The organism is Bradyrhizobium erythrophlei, from assembly GCF_042430365.1.
Classification (GTDB): domain Bacteria; phylum Pseudomonadota; class Alphaproteobacteria; order Rhizobiales; family Xanthobacteraceae; genus Bradyrhizobium; species Bradyrhizobium erythrophlei.
Map to the genome: position 1 here is coordinate 1 of NZ_JBHMET010000186.1, position 556 is coordinate 556.

General features: G+C 70.3%; 1 protein-coding gene. It reads left to right on the forward strand.

Translation table 11 applies throughout. From position 1 onward, the window contains the following. Window positions 1-556, forward strand: a 556-nt coding sequence (istA, locus tag ACFFWD_RS26385) for an IS21 family transposase (RefSeq protein ID WP_376970107.1), incomplete at both ends; no start/stop codon positions are given.

The window sequence follows — 556 nt, forward strand, 5'->3', positions numbered from 1 at the left end:
GTTCGCCAGCGCCGGAGCCGGTCCGGGCACCCGGCGGGGCCAGCGGCGGCAGGCCGAGCCGGACTGGGCGGCGGTGCATCGCGAGCTCAAGCGCAAGCACGTGACGCTGTCGATTCTGTGGGAGGAGTACATCGCGGGCGAACCCGGCGGGTATCGCTATTCCCGCTTCTGCGAGCTCTACCGGGCCTGGGAAGGCCGGCTGTCGGTGACGATGCGCCAGTCGCATGCCGCCGGCGACAAGCTGTTCGTCGACTATGCCGGCGACGGCGTGCCGGTGGTGGTCGACCGGTTCACCGGCGAACGGCGCACCGCGCAGATCTTCGTCGCGGTGCTCGGCGCATCGAGCTTCACCTACGCGCAGGCGACCTGGACGCAGGGGCTCGCCGACTGGATCAGCGGCCACGTCGGCGCCTTCGAGGCGATCGGTGGCGTGCCGGCGCTGCTGGTGCCGGACAACACCAAGGTCGCGGTGATCAAGGCCTGCCTCTACGATCCGCAGATCAACCGCAGCTACGCCGACATGGCGGCGCATTACGGCACCGCCATTCTGCCGGCC